The following is a 17,929-nucleotide window of genomic DNA, read 5'->3' as shown; positions in this document are numbered from 1 at the left end:
CGCCCAGTTCAGCGCGGATTTCCTAGGAAAAGGATATCCCGAGAATCTACGGACTATAAACGGCCCTCCATCATCTTCCACCAGGGAATGGACGAGGCTTGGAACTGCGCGACTATCTCAGGATTCTGCACCGCAACTGGATCCTCATCCTTGCGCTGACGATCCTTGGCGGGGCCGGAGCCTTCGGCTACTCCTTGCTGCAGACACCTTCGTACGAAGCGAACACGCAGCTCTATGTGTCCGTTCGCTCCGACAGTTCCGGAGTGAGCGAGCTGGCCCAAGGCACGAACTTCGCACGACAGGCCACGGTGAGTTTCGTCGACGTCGTAGACAGCGCCGTCGTGCTGGATCGCGTCGTAGACGACCTGAACCTGAACATGAGCGCGCAACAGCTTGCGCGTTCGGTGGAGGCCTCGTCGCCCCTCAACTCGGTGATCATCTCAGTCAAAGTCACCAATACCGACCCCGAGCTCGCCGCGGCGATCGCGAACTCGGTCGGCTCCAACTTCGCGGATGTCGTCGTCAACAAGCTGGAGAAGCCGGAGGGCGAAGCGGCGAGCCTCGTCCGAGTAGAGACAATCGAGCCGGCTCTCGTTCCCACCTCGCCGGCGTCGCCTCATACCGCGCTGAACATTGCTGTCGGGGTGGTCCTTGGCCTCGCCCTCGGGCTCGGAATTGCCCTGCTCCGCTCGGTCCTCGACACACGCATACACTCCCTGCACGACATCGAGGCAGCGACGGAGGCACCGGTTCTCGGCGGCATCGCTCTGGACCCGGATGCCAAGAAGCGACCGCTCATCGTGCACGCCGACCCTCGCAACCCTCGTGCTGAGTCGTTCCGCAGCCTGCGCACGAACCTGCAGTTCATCGACGTCGACGGGACTTCGCGTTCCTTCGTCGTTTCGAGCGCCGGTCCCGGTGAAGGAAAGTCCACGACCACGGCGAACCTGGCGATCGCTCTCGCCGAGACGGGTGCCCGCGTCGTGCTGGTCGACGGCGACCTCCGCCTCCCCCGCGTCGCCGATTACATGGGTATCGAGGGCGGTGTGGGCCTGACCGACGTTCTCATCGGCCGCGCGGAGCTCGTCGACGTCCTGCAGCAGTGGGGCACCGGCAAGTTGTTCGTCTTGCCTTCGGGCCGGACGCCCCCCAACCCCTCTGAGCTCCTGGGCAGCCAGGCCATGCAGCGCACGCTCGCCGCCCTGGCGGATGCGTTCGACTACGTGCTGGTCGACGCCCCTCCGCTCCTCCTCGTCACAGACGCCGCGGTGATTTCGCGATTCACGAGTGGTGTCCTCATGGTCGCCGCATCCGGCACGACGAAGAAGCCTCAGCTCACCGCAGCCGTCGAAAAGCTCCAAGCGATCGGGAGCCGCCTCTTCGGTGTCATCGTGACGATGCTGCCCTCGAAGGGACCGGACAGCTACGGCTACGGCGCGTACTCTTATAGCGCTCCGGAGGAGCCCGCCGGGACGAGCAAGGGTGAGCGGCGCTCGCGGCGCGAGAGGTCGGACGAGAAGTGACCTTCTCCATCCTCTCGGTGTGCACGGGCAATATCTGTCGATCCCCCGTCGCCGAGTTGCTGCTCGCGCACGCCCTGTCGCCCGTGGCAGATGTGCGGGTGGAGAGCGCCGGCACGGGGGCGCTTGTCGGCAGCGGGGTACCCGAGCAGGCCCAACGTCTGGCCGCCTCCCGCAGTATCGACGCTTCGATGCACCGTGCACGCCAGATCGACAACAGCCTCATCCGCGGAGCCGATCTCATCGTCGCCATGGCTCGCGAGCATCGACGCCTCATCGTGGAGTCACTTCCGGCCGCCATGCGCCGGACATTCACGCTGAGAGAACTCGCCCGCATCGCAGAAGCCGTCGAGCCGCGTCTTCCGCAGGCTGTCGCCGAGTCCGGAGCCACCAGCGCTGAAGACGGGATGCGAGCCGGCGTCGCCCTTGCAGCGGCCCTCCGGGGCACCGTGGAACCGCCGTCGAGCCCGGAGGACTTCGACGTCGTGGACCCTTACCGCCGGTCAGACGAAACCTACGAGCGGTCGTTCCTGGAACTCGCTCCTGCAGCCGATCGAGTCGCGTCCTACCTGGAGGCGGCGGCGCGCTACGCCACCTCCCGCTGAGACGACACAGTCCCGCACAGAATGACCTCGACAATTTGTCGGGGTCATTCTGTATTGCGGCGCCAGAACCGGAATCCGACGATGTCACCTTCAAGTTGGTAGGACGACGCCACGAATGGCGCCAGTCCTTCGAAGTGAGCTTCCTCGGGAGGGCACTCGATCGAAATCCCACACGACTCGGGAGACTCGACGATGAGAGCCGGAGGGAATGACACCACGTCGGACAGATACTGTGCGGGCAGTCCGTCGTATCCCTGCTCGACAGGGAGCGAATAAGTGATGGAGGTCGGAGAAAGCCGCTCGGATGCAGCAAGAATCCATGTCTCGGCCCCGTGCACGAGCACGCGATCGTTCGAGCTCGTCTCGGCAATGACGCGGTCGACGAGCTGCGCCTGGTAGGAGCCCGGCACGGCGACCCCTGCCCCCAGGGCGATGCGCGTCCACTGGAGTGCGTTCGTTGACGAGCTCGCAAGGACGAGCAGGACCACTCCCCCGGCGGCGATCCAGCGGGAGAGGTTCCGACGACTGCCCCGCCACTGGCTCACGCTGGACGACTCGAGGAGAAGGTGCGCCAGCATGACAACACCCGCGACCACGAAGCCGGCGATGGCGACGACGAGATAGTGCGGATACGGCCGGCCGGAGATCATCTGGGAGAGCGCATCCACGCCCCCGACCGCTATGAACACCGCCACGACCAGAGGGCGAGTTCCGGTGGCGCCATCCGCCGTCCGTTCGCGAAGAAGCCATGCTCCCGTGAGCGCGAGAACCGCCGCAACGGCGGCGCCGGAAACGAGCAATTGCGCAAGGGTACCGAAGGCGCTCAGACGCTCCCCCATGCTCGCTCCGCCTGAATAGAACAGGTTATAGCGCAGGTACTGATCTACAGCGGCACGGAGCGCATTCCCGCTCCATAGCCAGAGCGACAAAGCGGCGCCTACGGCGACGACCACCGCGAGGATTGCCACGCTGAAGATGAGTCGACGTCGGAAGAAAATCGCACCGCTCACCGCAGCGAGCACAAGTCCTACGACGTTGTTCATCCTGGTGAACAACCCGACCGCGAGGGCGCATCCGATCAGGAGACCTGCGAAGCCGGCGGCTCGGGACGACGCCTCTCGTCCAAACCGGAGAGCGAGGTGCGCGACGACGGAGTATGCGACGAGCTGCAGCGGGAAAAGCCAGGTTTCAGTGAAATTGCCACCTTCGAAGACGCCGAGATATGTGACTCCCACTACCAAGACGGCGGGAATGGCCGCCCGCCCGATGAGGCGAACCCATACGAGTCCGGCTATGGCCAGGCCAGTGAAGAGCACGAGGCCCTCAAGGAGCGGGGCACCCGCGATCCCCCCGCCAAGCTGCCATGCCATAGCCTCGATGGCCGCCAGAAGAGGGCCCTTGTGGTCCCACGAGTCGACATACGGCATTCCTCCTCGGGAGATGACCATCCCGGTGTAGAGAAAAACACCCGAGTCTCGGGTGAGATGTCCGCTGACGAGCATCGGGAGATACGCCGCGGTGCTGACGAGGAGCGCAGCTGACGCGGTCGCAAGGCCAGCGAGTGAGAAATGACGGGTCATTGGGCCGGGCCTCTCACGGCGACGAGATTATGCTCGCGCCATGTGTCGATAACCCGGCGGTCGCGAACGTGGACCAAGGTGACGACAAGCGCTGCCGCGGCGACGCCCACCCACCCACCCAGCGAGTTGGCAACAACGTCGTCGACTGCGGCAAATCGCGCGGGCAGGAAGAAGAACTGCGCGAGTTCCAGAGTTGCGGACAGCGCCGAAACCAGCAGCAACGAGATCCAGCGAAATTTTGTCGCGAACATCAGCGCCAGGAAGAAGCCGACTGGAATGAACATGAGGACATTCGCGAAGAATTCGAACCAGTGATATCCGAACCATTCCGGTGCACCGCTGCGGCGGAGAACCGACAAGAAGCGTTCGATGACAGGACGATATCCGCGGTCGATAGGTGTCGGCGACAACGTAGCCAGGAGAACCACGATCATGCAGATAGCGAGACCCGTGACGGCGATCTTCACGCGCATGCTCAACCGCGCACATCTCCTGAGGAAGGTCGGCGAGACCGCGCACCGACGATATCAATCCACCAGAGTTCGGCGAGCGCACGACCGGCGAAGCGCACGAGACGGGGAGGGGGAAGAATGACGCGCGAATGACCGCCTCCCCACATCGTGCCCTGTGCAACCGCCCCCCGACGAGGGATGCTCTCGACGGCGACGTACCGAACCCGGAGTCGATCTCGTGCCTCGGCGATAGAGAAATGGACATGCGGGACGAGCGCGTCGGCGGGAACCCCGTCGAGCAGACGAGCGAGGGCGTCAGGACGATACGCACGAAGGGGCGTGTTCACATCAGGAACGGACTGACCACACAAGAAAACAACTGCAAACCTCACCAGAGCGCTCAGACAGCGACGGAACCACGGATCGGAGCGTCCGCGCCGCACACCATGGACGACATCGGCCTGCGATTGGTCTAGAGCGACCGCGACACGGACGATGTCGTCACCATAGAACTGACCGTCACCGTCGACATGGACGATCGCCCCCGGAGCGCTGCGCAGACCTTCGCCGTAGGCCGCGAGCGCGGTCGGGCCATGACCGCGATTGATTGGAGACCGAACTACCCGCGCGAAGGAGGAACCGACTCGGGCCGTCTCGTCAGTCGACGCGTCGTCCAGGACGATGAGTGTTGCGGTTCGGCCCACAGCGGCAAACGAAGCCTGTATCTCGGCAAGGAATGTCGGCAGCGCCTCGGCCTCGTTGAAGGCTGGTATCACAACCGTGACATGATCTTGCGCCTGCACCCTGGCATCCCCGCTTCTCTCCGGGGCTCGATTCACCCGCCATCTCCCCCGAACCTGTAGCGTATGACACTCGTGGGGCGCACCAGGAATCTTCGTCGCGCGGGCGCACTGTCCGTGCGGTTCCTCATCGTGGGAGCGATCAGCACCGGGATCGAGATTGCGGCCTTCAACCTGCTGATGATCGCGGGGGTCGGCCCGGTCGCGGCGAAGGTGATCGCCTCACTCATCGCCCTCATCAACGCCTACTTCGGCAACAGAGAGTGGGCGTTCCGCTCCCGCTCCCGTACGGGCACAGGTCGGCAAATCGTTCGTTTCCTCCTCGTCAACGCGCTCTGTACTGGCGCCGGCGCCGCGGGCGTGTGGGGCGGAGAGCGCGCTCTGGAGGCGATCTACGGGGAGGCGGGGGCCCTGGGGCTCAACATCGTCAATCTCGTGTCGATCGCATTTGTCACCGTTCTGCGCTTCGCGCTTTACCACTTCTTCGTCTTCCCACCCGCCCGGCCGATTCCGGCGGCTGAACAGCGCTCGGGTAGGCTCGGCCCGTGAAGACCGCCCCCCGAGTCCTCGGAACCCTCTCCCTGCTCGCCGCGCTGGCGTCCCTCGGCTTCCAGCTGATCGTGGTGCTGCGCCTATGGGCGGTCTTCATCGAAACGATCTCTCTGACGAACACGCTCGCCCTCGGGACGGCAGGCGCCTTCCTAGGCCTCGCTCTCGCAGTCGCGGCGGTCATCGTCCGCCGCGGGTTCGGCTTGCTCGCACCTCTTGCAGGTCTGATGAATCTCGGATTGCTGGCGGGCTACGCGTACGTGTTCTCCGTCCTCTGACGGCGATCGCTTCCCTGAAGTCGGCGCTACGGCGCCACGGCCATCAGTTGCCGCAAGGGACCTCGACGACGGTAGCCGTAACGGGATTCACCATCGGGGTGTGCACAAGCGAGACAGTGCCACCGTCATCCGGCTCGCCCTCGAACTTCACGGCAAGAGTGTGTTGAGTGCCCATCGGATTCACAATCCACATCCGCCCGACCGGACGCCCCAAGTGTTCACCCGTCGTGATCGAGACATCCACTCCGTCGAGCGCTGCGTTGACGAACTTGCCTCCCGCGGGGCCGTAAAACTGCAAGTCCGTACCTACCGTTCCCTTGTCGTACCTGCTGGCGGTGTCGACGTACGGGACCAAACCCTCGGCGGTCAACGGGTCCAAAGTGTTCGCAAACGTCATCACCGTGGTGTACGTAGGCGTAGCCGAGCAGCGATTCACCTGCACCTCGGTCGCAATGCTCGTGTAGAAGCTCAGCTTCGACTGAGTCAAATCATTGACGAATACACCCAGAGTCGTCTGCCCTTCGCGCTCGTTCGCCGGAAGCGGCCCTAGCAGGCGCGAGCCTGCCAGAGCACCGCGCGTCGCGTCGTCGAACGGGTAGAAGTACAGTCGATTCTCGTTGACCGCCTGGTTGACTGCTTCGGCGAAGGCGACGGGCTTGAAATCGCCCGATGACACCGCGTCGAAGATCTCCACCGCGGCCGAGGCAAAGAACTCGTCTTGGTCCGCGTTGTTCGGATATCGAGCGTAAACGTCGCTGAGCAGCGTCTGAACGGCATTGCTTGCTGTCAGCTCGTCCCCGGTTTTCAGCTTCACGGGCCCCGTCGCTCGAAGAACGTACGAGAGCGCAACCGGATCTATAGACATCACACCGTCAACGGAGGTGCCGAAAGATTCCTTCCAGTAGGCTTCGGCCAGATGAGCGGACAGCTCGAAGTCAGGCGTGGACGTCATGTCCTGCGACCAGCGGCCGACCTTGTCGTCGTAGAGCTTCACGACATCGCCATCGAGCGGAAGAATCGGCGTTTCGCGCTTGTTCTTGAAGCTTCGACTCGTGGCCTGCTTGACAATCTCCATCTTGCCGTTCTCCACACGGAGTTCGACCACGGAGGCCGGAATCCCGCCGGTACCGCGTGCCTCAGCGTTGTTCTGGACAAGGAGGAGGTAGTTCTTGGGGCCGTCCTGTCCCATAAGCGAAGCCAGCTGCGGCATCAGAGCGTTCGCCCGGGAGAGCGCCGGCTGGAGAGTGGCCACGGCGCCCGTCAGCTGTGACAGCGGTCCGCGCAGCATTCCTGGCGTGTCTTGAAGGTCTACACCGGACAACGCGTCCGCCGCACGCTCACCTGAAGCCGCAGCTTCCGAAACGGGCCCAACGAGTTGCGACATCGCATTCACATCGAACGCTCCGCCGGTCGGGCGGAGGATCGCTGGATCAACGTCGACGAGCGCGGGCAGAACCCCTTGCGCCAGTTCGTCAACGGCCACGGTCGATTCGCGGACGGCGTGCAGGGACGGCCCGATGAAAGGAGCCTGTTCTGCAATCCACCACAGCGGCGTGTCAGCGGCACCGCGAGCAGAGGCCGCGTGCCCTTGCAACTCCGACACTGACGATGCCAGCGCGGCACGGTCATCCGACCCGAACTGCTCCTGCATCTTCGACACGACGGGCACAGCCGCTCGCAGCTCCTTCTGCGCAATGAAGCCTCCGATGGCCACCGCGGCGGCCAGGGCGACAAGGACCGCGCTCAGAGCCCCGAGGGAGATCCAGGCGATCGTGCGAGGTCGAAGGCGGCGCGTGGGCTTACGTGACATTTTCATCCGATCACGCCGCGAGTCGGTCATCCGGCGTCGGGCGCGACGGGCACCTGCCGCGCGATCGGTATGCTACCTGAGTCGGTTCAGAGCATTCCGGGAACGAGCAAGTCCGGCCGGGAAATACAAGGGCGGGACGCGATGGCATTCGCCTTTCTTCCCCGGCGAGGGGGTTCTGCTCTCGGGAAGATCCCAGATTTCACCGTGGATTCCGGGGATACTTCACAGGGGGGCTCGACAGGGATCGTCGTGCGGCGCTTCGTGGTCGGTCTGAACGAATGGACAATTTCGGTCCGACCTCTCAGCCTCCGTCCTCGCCCGCATTGCCAAAGGACTCGCTGAACAATGGGAATTCTGCACAAGATCGTCGGCGAACAGCGCGAGCGACTGCGCGAGGTCGGCAGCGATCGGTGGCAGATCGTGAGCGCGCAACTCGCGACGAAGGTCGGGCCCATGGCCCTGCGCGGCGCAGCTCTTCGCCCGCGCCTCGGCTCCGCACGCGGCCTCCCTCTCATCGGGCGTGGCGTGCGCGTGCGCAACGCACACCTCGTTCACGCCGGCACGGACCTCATCGTCGAGGACTTCGCCGAGATCCAGGGCCTGAGCCGGGACGGCATCCGCTTCGGTGACCGCGTCTCGATCGGCACCGGAACGCTCATCCGCCCGAGCAGCTACTACTCGCGCGCGATCGGGGTCGGACTCGTCATGGGGGACGGCAGCAGCCTTTCGCCCGGCTGCTACATCGGGTGTTCCGGCGGGGTCACGATCGGCGAGAAGACCATGCTCGGGCCCGGGGTCCGTGTGTTCGCGGAGGACCACGTCATGAGCGACCCTTCGCGTGATGTGAAGTCCCAGGGCGTGGAGTGGGCGCCGATCACGATCGGCTCCGGGTGCTGGATCGCGAGCGGTGTCACGATCACCTCCGGCGTGACGATCGGCGACGGTGCAGTGGTCGCTGCCGGAGCGGTGGTGACTCGCGACGTGCCGGCGGGAGCCGTCTATGGCGGCATCCCGGCCCGCGAGCTCAAGAAGAGGGTCACCTCGTGAGTCGTCGCCGCGCGATCGTCGTGCACCCCTCCGACGAGATGTACGGCGCCGACCGGGTGCTCCTCGAAGTCCTGCGCACGGTCCCCGACGATCTCGACCTCGAGGTGTGGCTGCCGACCGACCTCGACTACCCGGAACGCGAACTCTCGCGTCGGCTTGCCGAGCAGGGCATCCGGGTTCGGCATCTCCCCCTCCCGATCATGCGTCGCGCCTACCTGCGTCCGTCACGTCTTCTCGGACTCGCCCGCCGCGCCGTGGCGACCGGCATGCGACTGATCGCCGCGCGTCCGGCCCTGGTCTACGTCAACACCGCCGCCGCCGCGCTGACCGCGCCGCCCGCTCGACTGGCCGGCGCCCGTGTGGTCCTCCACCTTCACGAGCACATCGGGTCGAGCTCACGCGCCGTGATCCCGTTCCTGCGATACGCCCATCACATCATCGCGGTCAGCTCCGCGGTGGCCCGGGCGCTCCCCTCGCACCTGCGCGGGCGCACGACGGTCGTCCACAACGGCTTCGACAACGCCCCGCCAACCGATCTCCCTTCGTTCGCGAACGGCATCCGCGTCGTGATCGCGAGCCGCTGGAACGCGTGGAAGGGCCATCGCGTCTTCCTGGACGCGTGGAACCGCATGGCGCGGACGGACCTTCATCTCGAGATCCTCGGCGACGCCCCGCCCATCGGTGAGGCAGTGGACGTGCGGGCTCTCGTCGAGGCATCGCCGCGACGGTCGCAGATCGACGTGATCGGTCGCACAACGGACGTCCGCACCCACCTCGACGCCGCGCATGTCGTCGTGGTTCCGAGCGTGCTACCCGACCCGTTGCCGACGATCGCGATCGAAGCGCTCGGTGCGGGTCGGGCCCTGCTCGTCAGCGATGCCGGCGGACTCCGCGAGATCGTGGGCGAGAGCCCGCTGCTCGTCACTCCCGGCGACGCGGACGCCTGGGCGAAGGCCCTCGATGCGCTGGACGAGGGCGCGATCCTTGCGGCCGCCGCCGCCGCGCGAGAGAGATTCGATCGGCTTTTCGCGAGAGACACCTTCGACCGCCGCATCCGCGCCGAGCTCTGGGACCTGGTGCCCCGATCGTGAGCCTCTTCACCGCCTCCACGGCCTACGCGCGACCGAACCTCACCGCGCGGACGCGGCTGATCACGCTCGGGCTGATCGCCGCGGTCGTGGTGAGTTCGTTCCTCGGACGTTACGACGCCGAGATCGTCGGCTTCCGGGTGCGGGTGGAACAGGTCGTGCCCCTGCTCCTGGCCGGCTGGATGCTCGTGCACCCCGTCTTGCGGGGAGCGTTCTTCCGTGCGCTGCGGCATCCCGTCCCGCTCGTGTATGCGGCCTTCGTCGTATGGAATGTCGTCACGACTCTGCTCTTCTCGCCGAGCCTGACCTGGAGTGCGTCGATCCTCATTTGGCTCGTCATCGACCTGCTCCTGCTGGTGTCGATGATGGCGCTGGCCGAAGGCGCGGATCTCGCCGCGCGGCTCGGTCGTCTGTCCGTGGCGCCGTGGGCCCTGGTCGGCTTCGCGGCATACGCCGTGGCGAACCTCACGCGCGGGCAGGTCGCGCTCGGCACCGACTTCGACTACCTCTACGAGGTGTACGTCGCGCGGGTGACCGCGATCGAGGCGAACATCTACGCGTCGATCCTCATCTTCTGGACCCTTCTCACGATCACCCGCAGGGGTATCGGCCGGTGGGAGATCGCCGCCGTCGCGGTGGCGGTGCCGCTGGGGCTCGTCGCCTCTCAGACGCGGACCGCCGTGTTCAGCCTCGTCCTGGGGCTGGGCATCTTCGCCGTCTTCACGCTTTTCTCGCTGCGTTCCTCGTGGCGAGAGCGCATCACCCGCATCCTCCCCGCGGGAATCCTCATCGCGACGCTCGTGGTCACGTACGGAATCATCGCCGCAATGGGAGGCACCGCGCCCGCCGACCGCACCCTTCCCGCGACGGCGAGCCCGTCGGCATCCGTCTCCACATCCTCGACGGAGACCACGCCGTCACCCGCGCCCACGCGCGAGCCCGACCCGACGAACCCCGAGCAGCAGAACAAGATCGGCGACGTCGACTTCGTGGGCGGCACGATCGGGTTCCGGCTCGAGGTCGCGGGGCTCGCCGCCCAGGAGATGAAGGGCATCAACCTCTGGCTCGGCAACGGGACGAACACGTTCGGCCTTCGCCACGAGCAGCCCGGCACGCCGGGGATCAGCGGGCACATCATCATGCTGCCCGTCCAGGTGCTCTACGACGGTGGGATCGTCGGCCTCGGGGTGCTGGTCCTCTTCTTCGTGACGGTGTTCGTCTGCGTGCCCCGGGAGCGGAAGCCCGTCGCAGCCGGCCTCCTCGCGTCGTACCTGCTCTCGGCGACCCTGACGAGCATGTTCTGGTTCGCTGTCACCTGGATCCTCATCGCGGTGCTGCTGCGGCCCCTCACCGAGGACGAACGTGACCTCGACCGCGTCTGAGGCACCGCGCCCGCACCGTGCCCGGAGCGTCGCGCTGCTGACGGCCGTCTCGGCGGTGTCAGCGATCTCGCCCCTCATCGCGCTGCCGCTCATCACCCGCGCGGCCGGGCCCGACGGCTTCGCCGAGATCGCGATCGGCCAGGCGCTCGGCACCCTGGCGGCCACGATCATCACGTTCGGATGGGCCGTCCGCGGACCCGTCGAAGCCGCGCGCTCGTCGCACCCCGCCCGGGTCTTCCGCGCCAGTATCGTCGTTCGGGGCGCCAACAGCCTTTTCGTCCTGCCGCTCGTCGCCGTCGTCGCCGCCTTCGCGAGTCACGCCGACGACCACGCGCTGGCGATCGTGTCCGCGCTCGCCTTCTCGCTGCAGGGACTGTCGCTCAGCTGGTACGCGGTGGGCGTCGGCCGACCGTTGCTCTCCCTGATCTTCGACGCCGTGCCGCGCATCGTCCTCAACCTCGCCGGAGCCCTCGCCGCGCTCCTCACGGCCACTCCCCTGCTGTACCCCGCGATCCTGCTCGTCGGCACTCTCGCGGCCTTCCTCGCCGCGACCTGGTTCATCGGCCTCCGGGAACGGTTCTCCGTGCGAGCGGCCCTCGCCGACGCGCGGGGCGCCTACCGGGGCGGCTGGCGTACCGCACTGGCCGCGGGACTCCTCACTTTCTCCGAGACGGCTCCCCTCTCCACGCTCGGCGTGGCGAGCTCTCCGGCCGCCATCGGATTCGCCCCGTTCGACCGCGTGCTCAAGTACGGCTACATCGGCGTCTACATGATCACCGGCTCTTTCCAGGGCTGGGTGTCGTCGGCCTCCGGTGACGCGGGCCTCCGACGCATGCGCCGGGCCGTCGGCATACACGTCGTCCTCGCCGTCGCCCTCGGCGCGGGGTTCGCCCTGGTCGTGCCGTGGGCGACGCCCGTGGTGCTGGGGCCCGGCTTCGAGATCTCGTCGCTCACGGCGCTCTTCGGGGGGATCGCGCTGGCCGCGATGACGCTGGCCACCGCCCTGGGGATGTGCGTCGTGCTGCCCGCGGGCCGCGACGGCGCCTACCTGGCCGCCGTCTGCGTCGGAGCGCTGCTCATCGTTCCGGCGGTGCTCGTGGGGTCTTCGCTCGCCGGCGTCGCCGGGGCGGCGGGCGGGGTCGCCGTGGTTCAGCTGCTCGTGCTGACGGTCTTCGCCGTCACGGCGCTGCCTGTTCTGCGCAAGCGCTGACCAGGCACGTGGGGGTGTCGTGAACCCTCGCTCAGGCGAGGACGAATCCCGCGATCGAGAGCATCACCCAGACGCTCGTGAAGACCAGGCCCATCAGGAGCGGTCCCCAGAAGCGGCGCGACAGAGCGACGAACACGGATGCCGCGATCCCCAGCCCGACGGGGAGGGCGAACGGCATACCCGAGACGTTTCCCGCGAAGACGATCGGGATGACGGCGAAAGCGACGGCCGAGACCGCGCCCGAGACGACACGGGCGATGGTCAGCGAGAAGCGCGTCGACGCGTAGGCGAGAGCCGCCGGATAGACGAAACCGATGGCGAAGAACGTGAGCATCATCACGACGAGGAACGGCGCCGCGACCCCCAGGATCAACCACCGCAGCGACAGCGCCTCGAACGCGGGCCACCCACGCGAGACCGCGCCGATCCCGGCGATGAAGGGCATGATCGCCCCGAGGACGAGCCCCCACAGCACGTCGAGGCCGCGCACCCGGAAGAATCCGGCGGGACGCGTGCGCGCCATCAGGCCCAGCCCGGTGCCGCCGACGACGATGGATGCCAACACGCTGCCCGCGCTGCGACCGGCAGCGCCGTCGAAAGCCACCGTCACGATCAGCCCGACGACCACGGCCACGACCAACGCGGCTGCTGCCGCGACGAGCGGCTTCCACGTGCCGAAGAAGCTCCCGGAAGGGCGCTCGACGGTACGCGACGCGGACCGCGAGTCGGTCTCGGCGCGCGACGAGCGCTGCTGCTCAGTGCGGGTGACACCGTCGTCGACACTGGTCGTCCGGTCTGTCGTGGGGGTGTCGACGGCCGCTCGGGCCTCGCGACGGGAGCGCCGACTCGGCTCGAAGGGGGTGTCACTCACCCGTTCAGCTTACGGGTTTCACCCGATCGGCCCCACTTCGCGGGCATCGGCTCCCCCGCACCGCCGTCTGGCTCAGGCACCGAAGCCGTGCGACGTGCTCCTCTCGTGCCGGCCCGGGGTGTCGGCATCCGGCGCTGCACCCGGTAGCGGCGTGAAGGACCGGCATCCGGGAACGACATCCGGGAACGACGAAGGGCCGGGCCCGAAGGCCCGGCCCTTGCCGAGTGAAGTCTGGAGAGACTTACTTGAGGATCTTGGTGACGGTACCGGCACCGACGGTGCGGCCACCCTCACGGATCGCGTAGCCGAGGCCCTCTTCCATGGCGATCGGCTGGATGAGCTCGACCGACATCTCGGTGGTGTCACCGGGCATGACCATCTCGGTGCCCTCGGGCAGCGTGATGACGCCGGTCACGTCCGTGGTGCGGAAGTAGAACTGCGGGCGGTAGTTCGTGAAGAACGGGTTGTGGCGGCCGCCCTCTTCCTTGGACAGGATGTACGCCGTGCCCTCGAAGTTGGTGTGCGGGGTGACCGAACCGGGCTTCACGACGACCTGGCCGCGCTCGACGTCGTCACGCTTGGTGCCGCGGAGGAGCAGACCACAGTTCTCGCCGGCCCAGGCCTCGTCGAGCTGCTTGTGGAACATCTCGATACCCGTGACCGTGGTCTTCTGCGTCGGGCGGATGCCGACGATCTCGACCTCGGAGTTGATCGCGAGGGTACCGCGCTCGGCGCGACCCGTGACGACCGTTCCACGACCGGTGATGGTGAAGACGTCCTCGATGGGCATGAGGAACGGCTTGTCCTTGTCACGCACCGGGTCGGGGATCGACTCGTCGACGGCTTCCATGAGCTCGACGATCGAGTTGACCCACTGCTCGTCACCCTCGAGAGCCTTGAGGCCCGAGACGCGGACGACGGGGGCGTTGTCGCCGTCGAAGTCCTGCGACGACAGCAGCTCGCGAACCTCGAGCTCGACGAGCTCCAGGATCTCCTCGTCGTCGACCATGTCGCTCTTGTTCAGCGCGACGAGCAGGTAGGGAACGCCGACCTGCTTGGCGAGCAGAACGTGCTCACGGGTCTGAGCCATCGGGCCGTCGGTGGCGGCGACCACGAGGATCGCGCCGTCCATCTGAGCGGCACCGGTGATCATGTTCTTGATGTAGTCGGCGTGGCCGGGCGCGTCGACGTGAGCGTAGTGACGCTTCGGGGTCTCGTACTCGACGTGCGAGATGTTGATGGTGATACCGCGCTGACGCTCTTCCGGCGCCGAGTCGATCGACGCGAAGTCACGCTGGACGTTGGTGGCCGACGGGAACTTGTCGGCGAGCACCTTCGAGATGGCAGCGGTGAGCGTGGTCTTGCCGTGGTCGACGTGACCGATCGTTCCGATGTTCACGTGCGGCTTGGTCCGCTCGAACTTGGCCTTAGCCACTGGGTCCTCCTCAGGACGTAGTTGCGAAGTCTCGGGCGCTGGATTGCGACCGATTCTCCACGGGGATGGTTCTCAGGTTACTAGAGAGTCGGTATTGAGTTTGAGTGGATGCCGGGAACCCGAGCAGGAACCCGGGTTCCCAGCATCCGGAGAGCGGTGTTACTCGCCCTTGTTCTTCTGGATGATCTCGTCAGCCACGGCCTTCGGGACGTCGGCGTAGCTGTCGAACTCCATCGAGTAGACGGCGCGACCCGAGGTCTTCGAGCGCAGGTCACCGATGTAGCCGAACATCTCGGACAGCGGCACGTTGGCCCGGACGACCTTGACGCCGGCGGCGTCTTCCATCGACTGGATCTGGCCACGACGCGAGTTCAGGTCGCCGATGACGTCGCCCATGTACTCCTCGGGAGTACGCACCTCGACGGCCATGATCGGCTCGAGGATGGTGGGGTTCGCCTTGCGGACGGCCTCCTTGAAGCCCATCGAGCCGGCGATCTTGAACGCCATTTCCGACGAGTCGACATCGTGCGAGGCGCCGTCGAGGAGGATCGCCTTGACACCCACCATGGGGTAGCCGGCGAGCACGCCGACGTTCATGGCGTCCTGGAAGCCCTGGTCGGTCGGCGAGATGTACTCGCGCGGGATACGACCACCGGTGACCTTGTTCTCGAACTCGTAGGTCTTGTCGGCCGTGACCTCGAGGGGCTCGATCGCGAACTGGATCTTCGCGAACTGACCCGAACCACCGGTCTGCTTCTTGTGGGTGTAGTCGTGACGCTCGACCGACTTGCGGATGGTCTCGCGGTACGCCACCTGGGGCTTGCCGACGTTGGCCTCGACCTTGAACTCGCGCTTCATGCGGTCGACGAGGATGTCGAGGTGGAGCTCGCCCATGCCCTTGATGACGGTCTGGCCGGTCTCGGCGTTCTGCTCGACGCGGAACGTCGGGTCTTCCTCAGCGAGCTTCTGGATGGCGACACCCAGCTTCTCCTGGTCGGCCTTGGTCTTGGGCTCGATCGCGACCTCGATGACCGGCTCCGGGAACGTCATCGACTCGAGGACGACCTGGTTGGCCGGGTCGCACAGGGTGTCACCGGTGGTGGTGTCCTTGAGGCCGATGACGGCGTAGATGTGGCCGGCGGTGACCGACTCGACCGGCATCTCCTTGTTGGCGTGCATCTGGAAGATCTTCCCGATGCGCTCCTTCTTGCCCTTGGTCGCGTTGACGACCTGGGCGCCGGAGTCGAGGTGACCCGAGTAGACGCGGATGTAGGTGAGGCGACCGAAGAACGGGTGCGTCACGATCTTGAACGCGAGGGCCGCGAAGGGCTCGTCGCGGTCGGCGTGGCGCTCGATGACGACCTCTTCGTCCTTGGGGTCGTGCGCCTCGATGGCGGGCACGTCCAGGGGCGAGGGGAGGTAGTCGACGACGGCGTCGAGCATGGGCTGCACGCCGCGGTTCTTGAACGCCGAGCCGCACAGCACGGGGTAGACCTCGCTGGCGATCGTCATCTTGCGGATGGCGCCCTTGATCTCCTCGTGGGTGAGCTCTTCGCCACCGAAGTACTTCTCGAGCAGCGCGTCGTCGGACTCGGCGACGGTCTCGAGGAGCTTCTCGCGGTACTCCTGCGCCTTCTCGACGAGGTCGGCCGGGATCTCCTGGATCTCGTACTTGGCGCCCATGGTGACATCACCCTTGGCGTCGCCGGGCCAGACCAGAGCGCGCATGTAGACCAGGTCGATGACGCCGACGAAGTCGTTCTCGGCACCGATCGGGAGCTGGATGACGAGGGGCTTGGCCTTCAGGCGGTTGACGATGGTGTCGACCGTGAAGTAGAAGTCGGCGCCCAGCTTGTCCATCTTGTTGACGAAGCAGATACGGGGGACGTCGTACTTGTCGGCCTGACGCCACACGGTCTCGGACTGGGGCTCGACGCCCTCTTTGCCGTCGAAGACGGCGACGGCACCGTCGAGCACGCGCAGCGAGCGCTCGACCTCGACCGTGAAGTCGACGTGACCGGGGGTGTCGATGATGTTGATCTGGTTCTTTTCCCAGAAGCAGGTCACAGCAGCGGAGGTGATCGTGATGCCACGCTCCTGCTCCTGCTCCATCCAGTCGGTGGTCGCCGCACCATCGTGCGTCTCACCGATCTTGTGGTTGACGCCCGTGTAGAACAGGATGCGCTCGGTCGTCGTGGTCTTGCCGGCATCGATGTGCGCCATGATGCCGATGTTGCGGACCTTGTGCAGGTCGGTGAGCACGTCTTGTGCCACGGGTGTCTTCCTTACCTGTTGGGAGGTTGGTGCCGGGCCCATCGGAGGGTCCGTGACCGGGTTCGGTCACAGACCCTCCGCGGGTTTTACCAGCGGTAGTGCGCGAAGGCGCGGTTCGACTCGGCCATCTTGTGGGTGTCTTCGCGGCGCTTGACCGCGGCACCGAGGCCGTTCGAGGCGTCGAGGATCTCGTTCTGTAGACGCTCGGTCATCGTCTTCTCACGACGACCCTTCGCGTAGCTCACGAGCCAGCGCAGCGCGAGCGTGTTCGCGCGGTGCGGCTTGACCTCGACGGGAACCTGGTAGGTCGAGCCACCGACGCGGCGGCTCTTGACCTCGAGGGTGGGACGGACGTTGTCGAGCGCCTTCTTGAGCGTGGCGACGGCGTCCTGGCTGTTCTTCGCCTCGACGCCACGGAGGGCGTCGTACACGATCGCCTCGGCGATGGACTTCTTGCCGTCGACGAGGATCTTGTTGACGAGCTGGGTGACGACGGGGGCGCCGTACACCGGGTCGTTGACGACGGGACGCTTCGGGGCGGGACCCTTACGAGGCATGGTTCTCAGCCCTTCTTCGCGCCGTAGCGGCTGCGAGCCTGCTTACGGTTCTTGACAGCCTGGGTGTCGAGCGCACCGCGGACGATCTTGTAACGGACACCGGGGAGGTCCTTCACACGACCACCGCGGACCAGCACGAGCGAGTGCTCCTGCAGGTTGTGGCCCTCACCGGGGATGTACGCGGTGACCTCGGTGCCGTTGCGCAGCTTGACGCGGGCGACCTTGCGCATGGCCGAGTTCGGCTTCTTGGGGGTCGTGGTGTACACGCGGGTGCACACGCCGGCCTGCTGGGGGTTCGACTTCAGCGCGGGAGCCTTGGTCTTCGAGACCTTCGGCGAGCGGCCCTTGCGAACCAACTGCTGAATGGTTGGCACGTTCTCTCCTTGTTTGGCCGGGCGGTTCCTTTCGGACCGTCCGGGGTGCTGCACGGTGACAGCGGTCGTGTCTCCCCCGTCATGTCGCTCATCTTGC

The 17,929-nt window shown here is 66.1% G+C and carries 17 protein-coding genes; 8 read left to right on the top strand and 9 right to left on the bottom strand.

Translation table 11 applies throughout. The annotated features are described in order from the left end of the window. The first annotated feature begins 98 nt into the window (after positions 1–98). Positions 99–1,523: a polysaccharide biosynthesis tyrosine autokinase gene (locus tag AB0O24_RS13475; RefSeq protein WP_363375545.1), complete on the top strand. Its 1,425-nt coding sequence runs from the start codon at positions 99–101 to the stop codon at positions 1,521–1,523. Continuing rightward, the gene (locus tag AB0O24_RS13470) at positions 1,520–2,125 is read left to right on the top strand and encodes a low molecular weight phosphatase family protein (RefSeq protein ID WP_363375543.1); all 606 of its coding nucleotides are present in this window, start codon (positions 1,520–1,522) and stop codon (positions 2,123–2,125) included. The genes AB0O24_RS13475 and AB0O24_RS13470 overlap by 4 nt, the downstream gene beginning before the upstream one ends. 44 nt (positions 2,126–2,169) lie before the next feature. Here the strand turns inward: AB0O24_RS13470 and AB0O24_RS13465 are convergent, their stop codons facing one another. The 3 genes from AB0O24_RS13465 to AB0O24_RS13455 are packed head-to-tail and all read right to left on the bottom strand — an operon-like array spanning position 2,170 to position 4,960. Next, positions 2,170–3,705, bottom strand: coding sequence for a hypothetical protein (locus AB0O24_RS13465; RefSeq protein WP_363375540.1), 1,536 nt, complete (start codon positions 3,703–3,705; stop codon positions 2,170–2,172). Continuing rightward, positions 3,702–4,172, bottom strand: a complete 471-nt coding sequence (locus AB0O24_RS13460) for a VanZ family protein (protein WP_363375537.1) — start codon at positions 4,170–4,172, stop codon at positions 3,702–3,704. Before AB0O24_RS13460 ends, AB0O24_RS13465 begins: the two co-directional genes overlap by 4 nt. Before the next feature lie 8 nt (positions 4,173–4,180). Then, positions 4,181–4,960: a glycosyltransferase family 2 protein gene (locus AB0O24_RS13455; RefSeq protein ID WP_363375535.1), complete on the bottom strand. Its 780-nt coding sequence runs from the start codon at positions 4,958–4,960 to the stop codon at positions 4,181–4,183. A gap of 63 nt (positions 4,961–5,023) precedes the next feature. On the opposite strand from AB0O24_RS13455, the gene AB0O24_RS13450 reads away from it, so the two are divergent. Both AB0O24_RS13450 and AB0O24_RS13445 read left to right on the top strand, forming a co-directional pair. Further along, on the top strand, positions 5,024–5,506 hold the full coding sequence (locus AB0O24_RS13450; RefSeq protein WP_363375532.1) for a GtrA family protein: 483 nt from the start codon (positions 5,024–5,026) through the stop codon (positions 5,504–5,506). Continuing rightward, positions 5,503–5,784 (top strand): hypothetical protein, encoded by a 282-nt coding sequence (locus tag AB0O24_RS13445; protein ID WP_363375529.1) that lies wholly within the window; start codon positions 5,503–5,505, stop codon positions 5,782–5,784. Before AB0O24_RS13450 ends, AB0O24_RS13445 begins: the two co-directional genes overlap by 4 nt. A gap of 43 nt (positions 5,785–5,827) precedes the next feature. Here the strand turns inward: AB0O24_RS13445 and AB0O24_RS13440 are convergent, their stop codons facing one another. Next, a complete protein-coding gene (locus AB0O24_RS13440; protein WP_363375526.1) occupies positions 5,828–7,594 on the bottom strand; it encodes a DUF4012 domain-containing protein in 1,767 nt (588 codons plus the stop codon). Between the two features lie 345 nt (positions 7,595–7,939). On the opposite strand from AB0O24_RS13440, the gene AB0O24_RS13435 reads away from it, so the two are divergent. From AB0O24_RS13435 to AB0O24_RS13420, 4 genes are read left to right on the top strand one after another with little or no spacing between them, the layout of a single operon-like run. Beyond that, positions 7,940–8,641: an acyltransferase gene (locus AB0O24_RS13435; RefSeq protein ID WP_363338074.1), complete on the top strand. Its 702-nt coding sequence runs from the start codon at positions 7,940–7,942 to the stop codon at positions 8,639–8,641. Then, positions 8,638–9,732, top strand: a complete 1,095-nt coding sequence (locus AB0O24_RS13430; protein WP_363375522.1) for a glycosyltransferase family 4 protein — start codon at positions 8,638–8,640, stop codon at positions 9,730–9,732. The genes AB0O24_RS13435 and AB0O24_RS13430 overlap by 4 nt, the downstream gene beginning before the upstream one ends. Further along, complete coding sequence (locus AB0O24_RS13425) at positions 9,729–11,111, top strand: hypothetical protein (RefSeq protein ID WP_363375520.1); 1,383 nt, start codon at positions 9,729–9,731, stop codon at positions 11,109–11,111. The genes AB0O24_RS13430 and AB0O24_RS13425 overlap by 4 nt, the downstream gene beginning before the upstream one ends. Beyond that, positions 11,092–12,321, top strand: a complete 1,230-nt coding sequence (locus AB0O24_RS13420) for a hypothetical protein (RefSeq protein WP_363375517.1) — start codon at positions 11,092–11,094, stop codon at positions 12,319–12,321. The genes AB0O24_RS13425 and AB0O24_RS13420 overlap by 20 nt, the downstream gene beginning before the upstream one ends. 31 nt (positions 12,322–12,352) lie before the next feature. Here the strand turns inward: AB0O24_RS13420 and AB0O24_RS13415 are convergent, their stop codons facing one another. The 5 genes from AB0O24_RS13415 to rpsL all read right to left on the bottom strand — a co-directional run bounded on the left by AB0O24_RS13415 (position 12,353) and on the right by rpsL (position 17,832). Then, positions 12,353–13,192 carry a hypothetical protein gene (locus tag AB0O24_RS13415; RefSeq protein ID WP_363375515.1) on the bottom strand — a complete coding sequence of 280 codons (840 nt, stop codon included), beginning with the start codon at positions 13,190–13,192 and terminating at the stop codon, positions 12,353–12,355. A 241-nt stretch (positions 13,193–13,433) separates the two neighbouring features. Beyond that, entirely contained in the window at positions 13,434–14,627 is a 1,194-nt protein-coding gene (tuf, locus tag AB0O24_RS13410) for an elongation factor Tu (protein WP_058595425.1), read from the bottom strand. A gap of 159 nt (positions 14,628–14,786) precedes the next feature. Next, a complete protein-coding gene (gene fusA, locus AB0O24_RS13405) occupies positions 14,787–16,901 on the bottom strand; it encodes an elongation factor G (RefSeq protein ID WP_363338064.1) in 2,115 nt (704 codons plus the stop codon). Between the two features lie 86 nt (positions 16,902–16,987). After that, on the bottom strand, positions 16,988–17,458 hold the full coding sequence (gene rpsG, locus AB0O24_RS13400; protein WP_058595427.1) for a 30S ribosomal protein S7: 471 nt from the start codon (positions 17,456–17,458) through the stop codon (positions 16,988–16,990). 5 nt (positions 17,459–17,463) lie between these two features. After that, positions 17,464–17,832, bottom strand: coding sequence for a 30S ribosomal protein S12 (gene rpsL / locus AB0O24_RS13395; RefSeq protein ID WP_013584051.1), 369 nt, complete (start codon positions 17,830–17,832; stop codon positions 17,464–17,466). Positions 17,833–17,929: the final 97 nt, after the last annotated feature.

This window comes from Microbacterium sp. NPDC086615 (assembly GCF_040686055.1).
Lineage (GTDB): Bacteria > Actinomycetota > Actinomycetes > Actinomycetales > Microbacteriaceae > Microbacterium.
The sequence above is the reverse complement of the archived record's forward strand: the minus strand, read 5'-3'. Positions and strand labels throughout refer to the sequence as shown.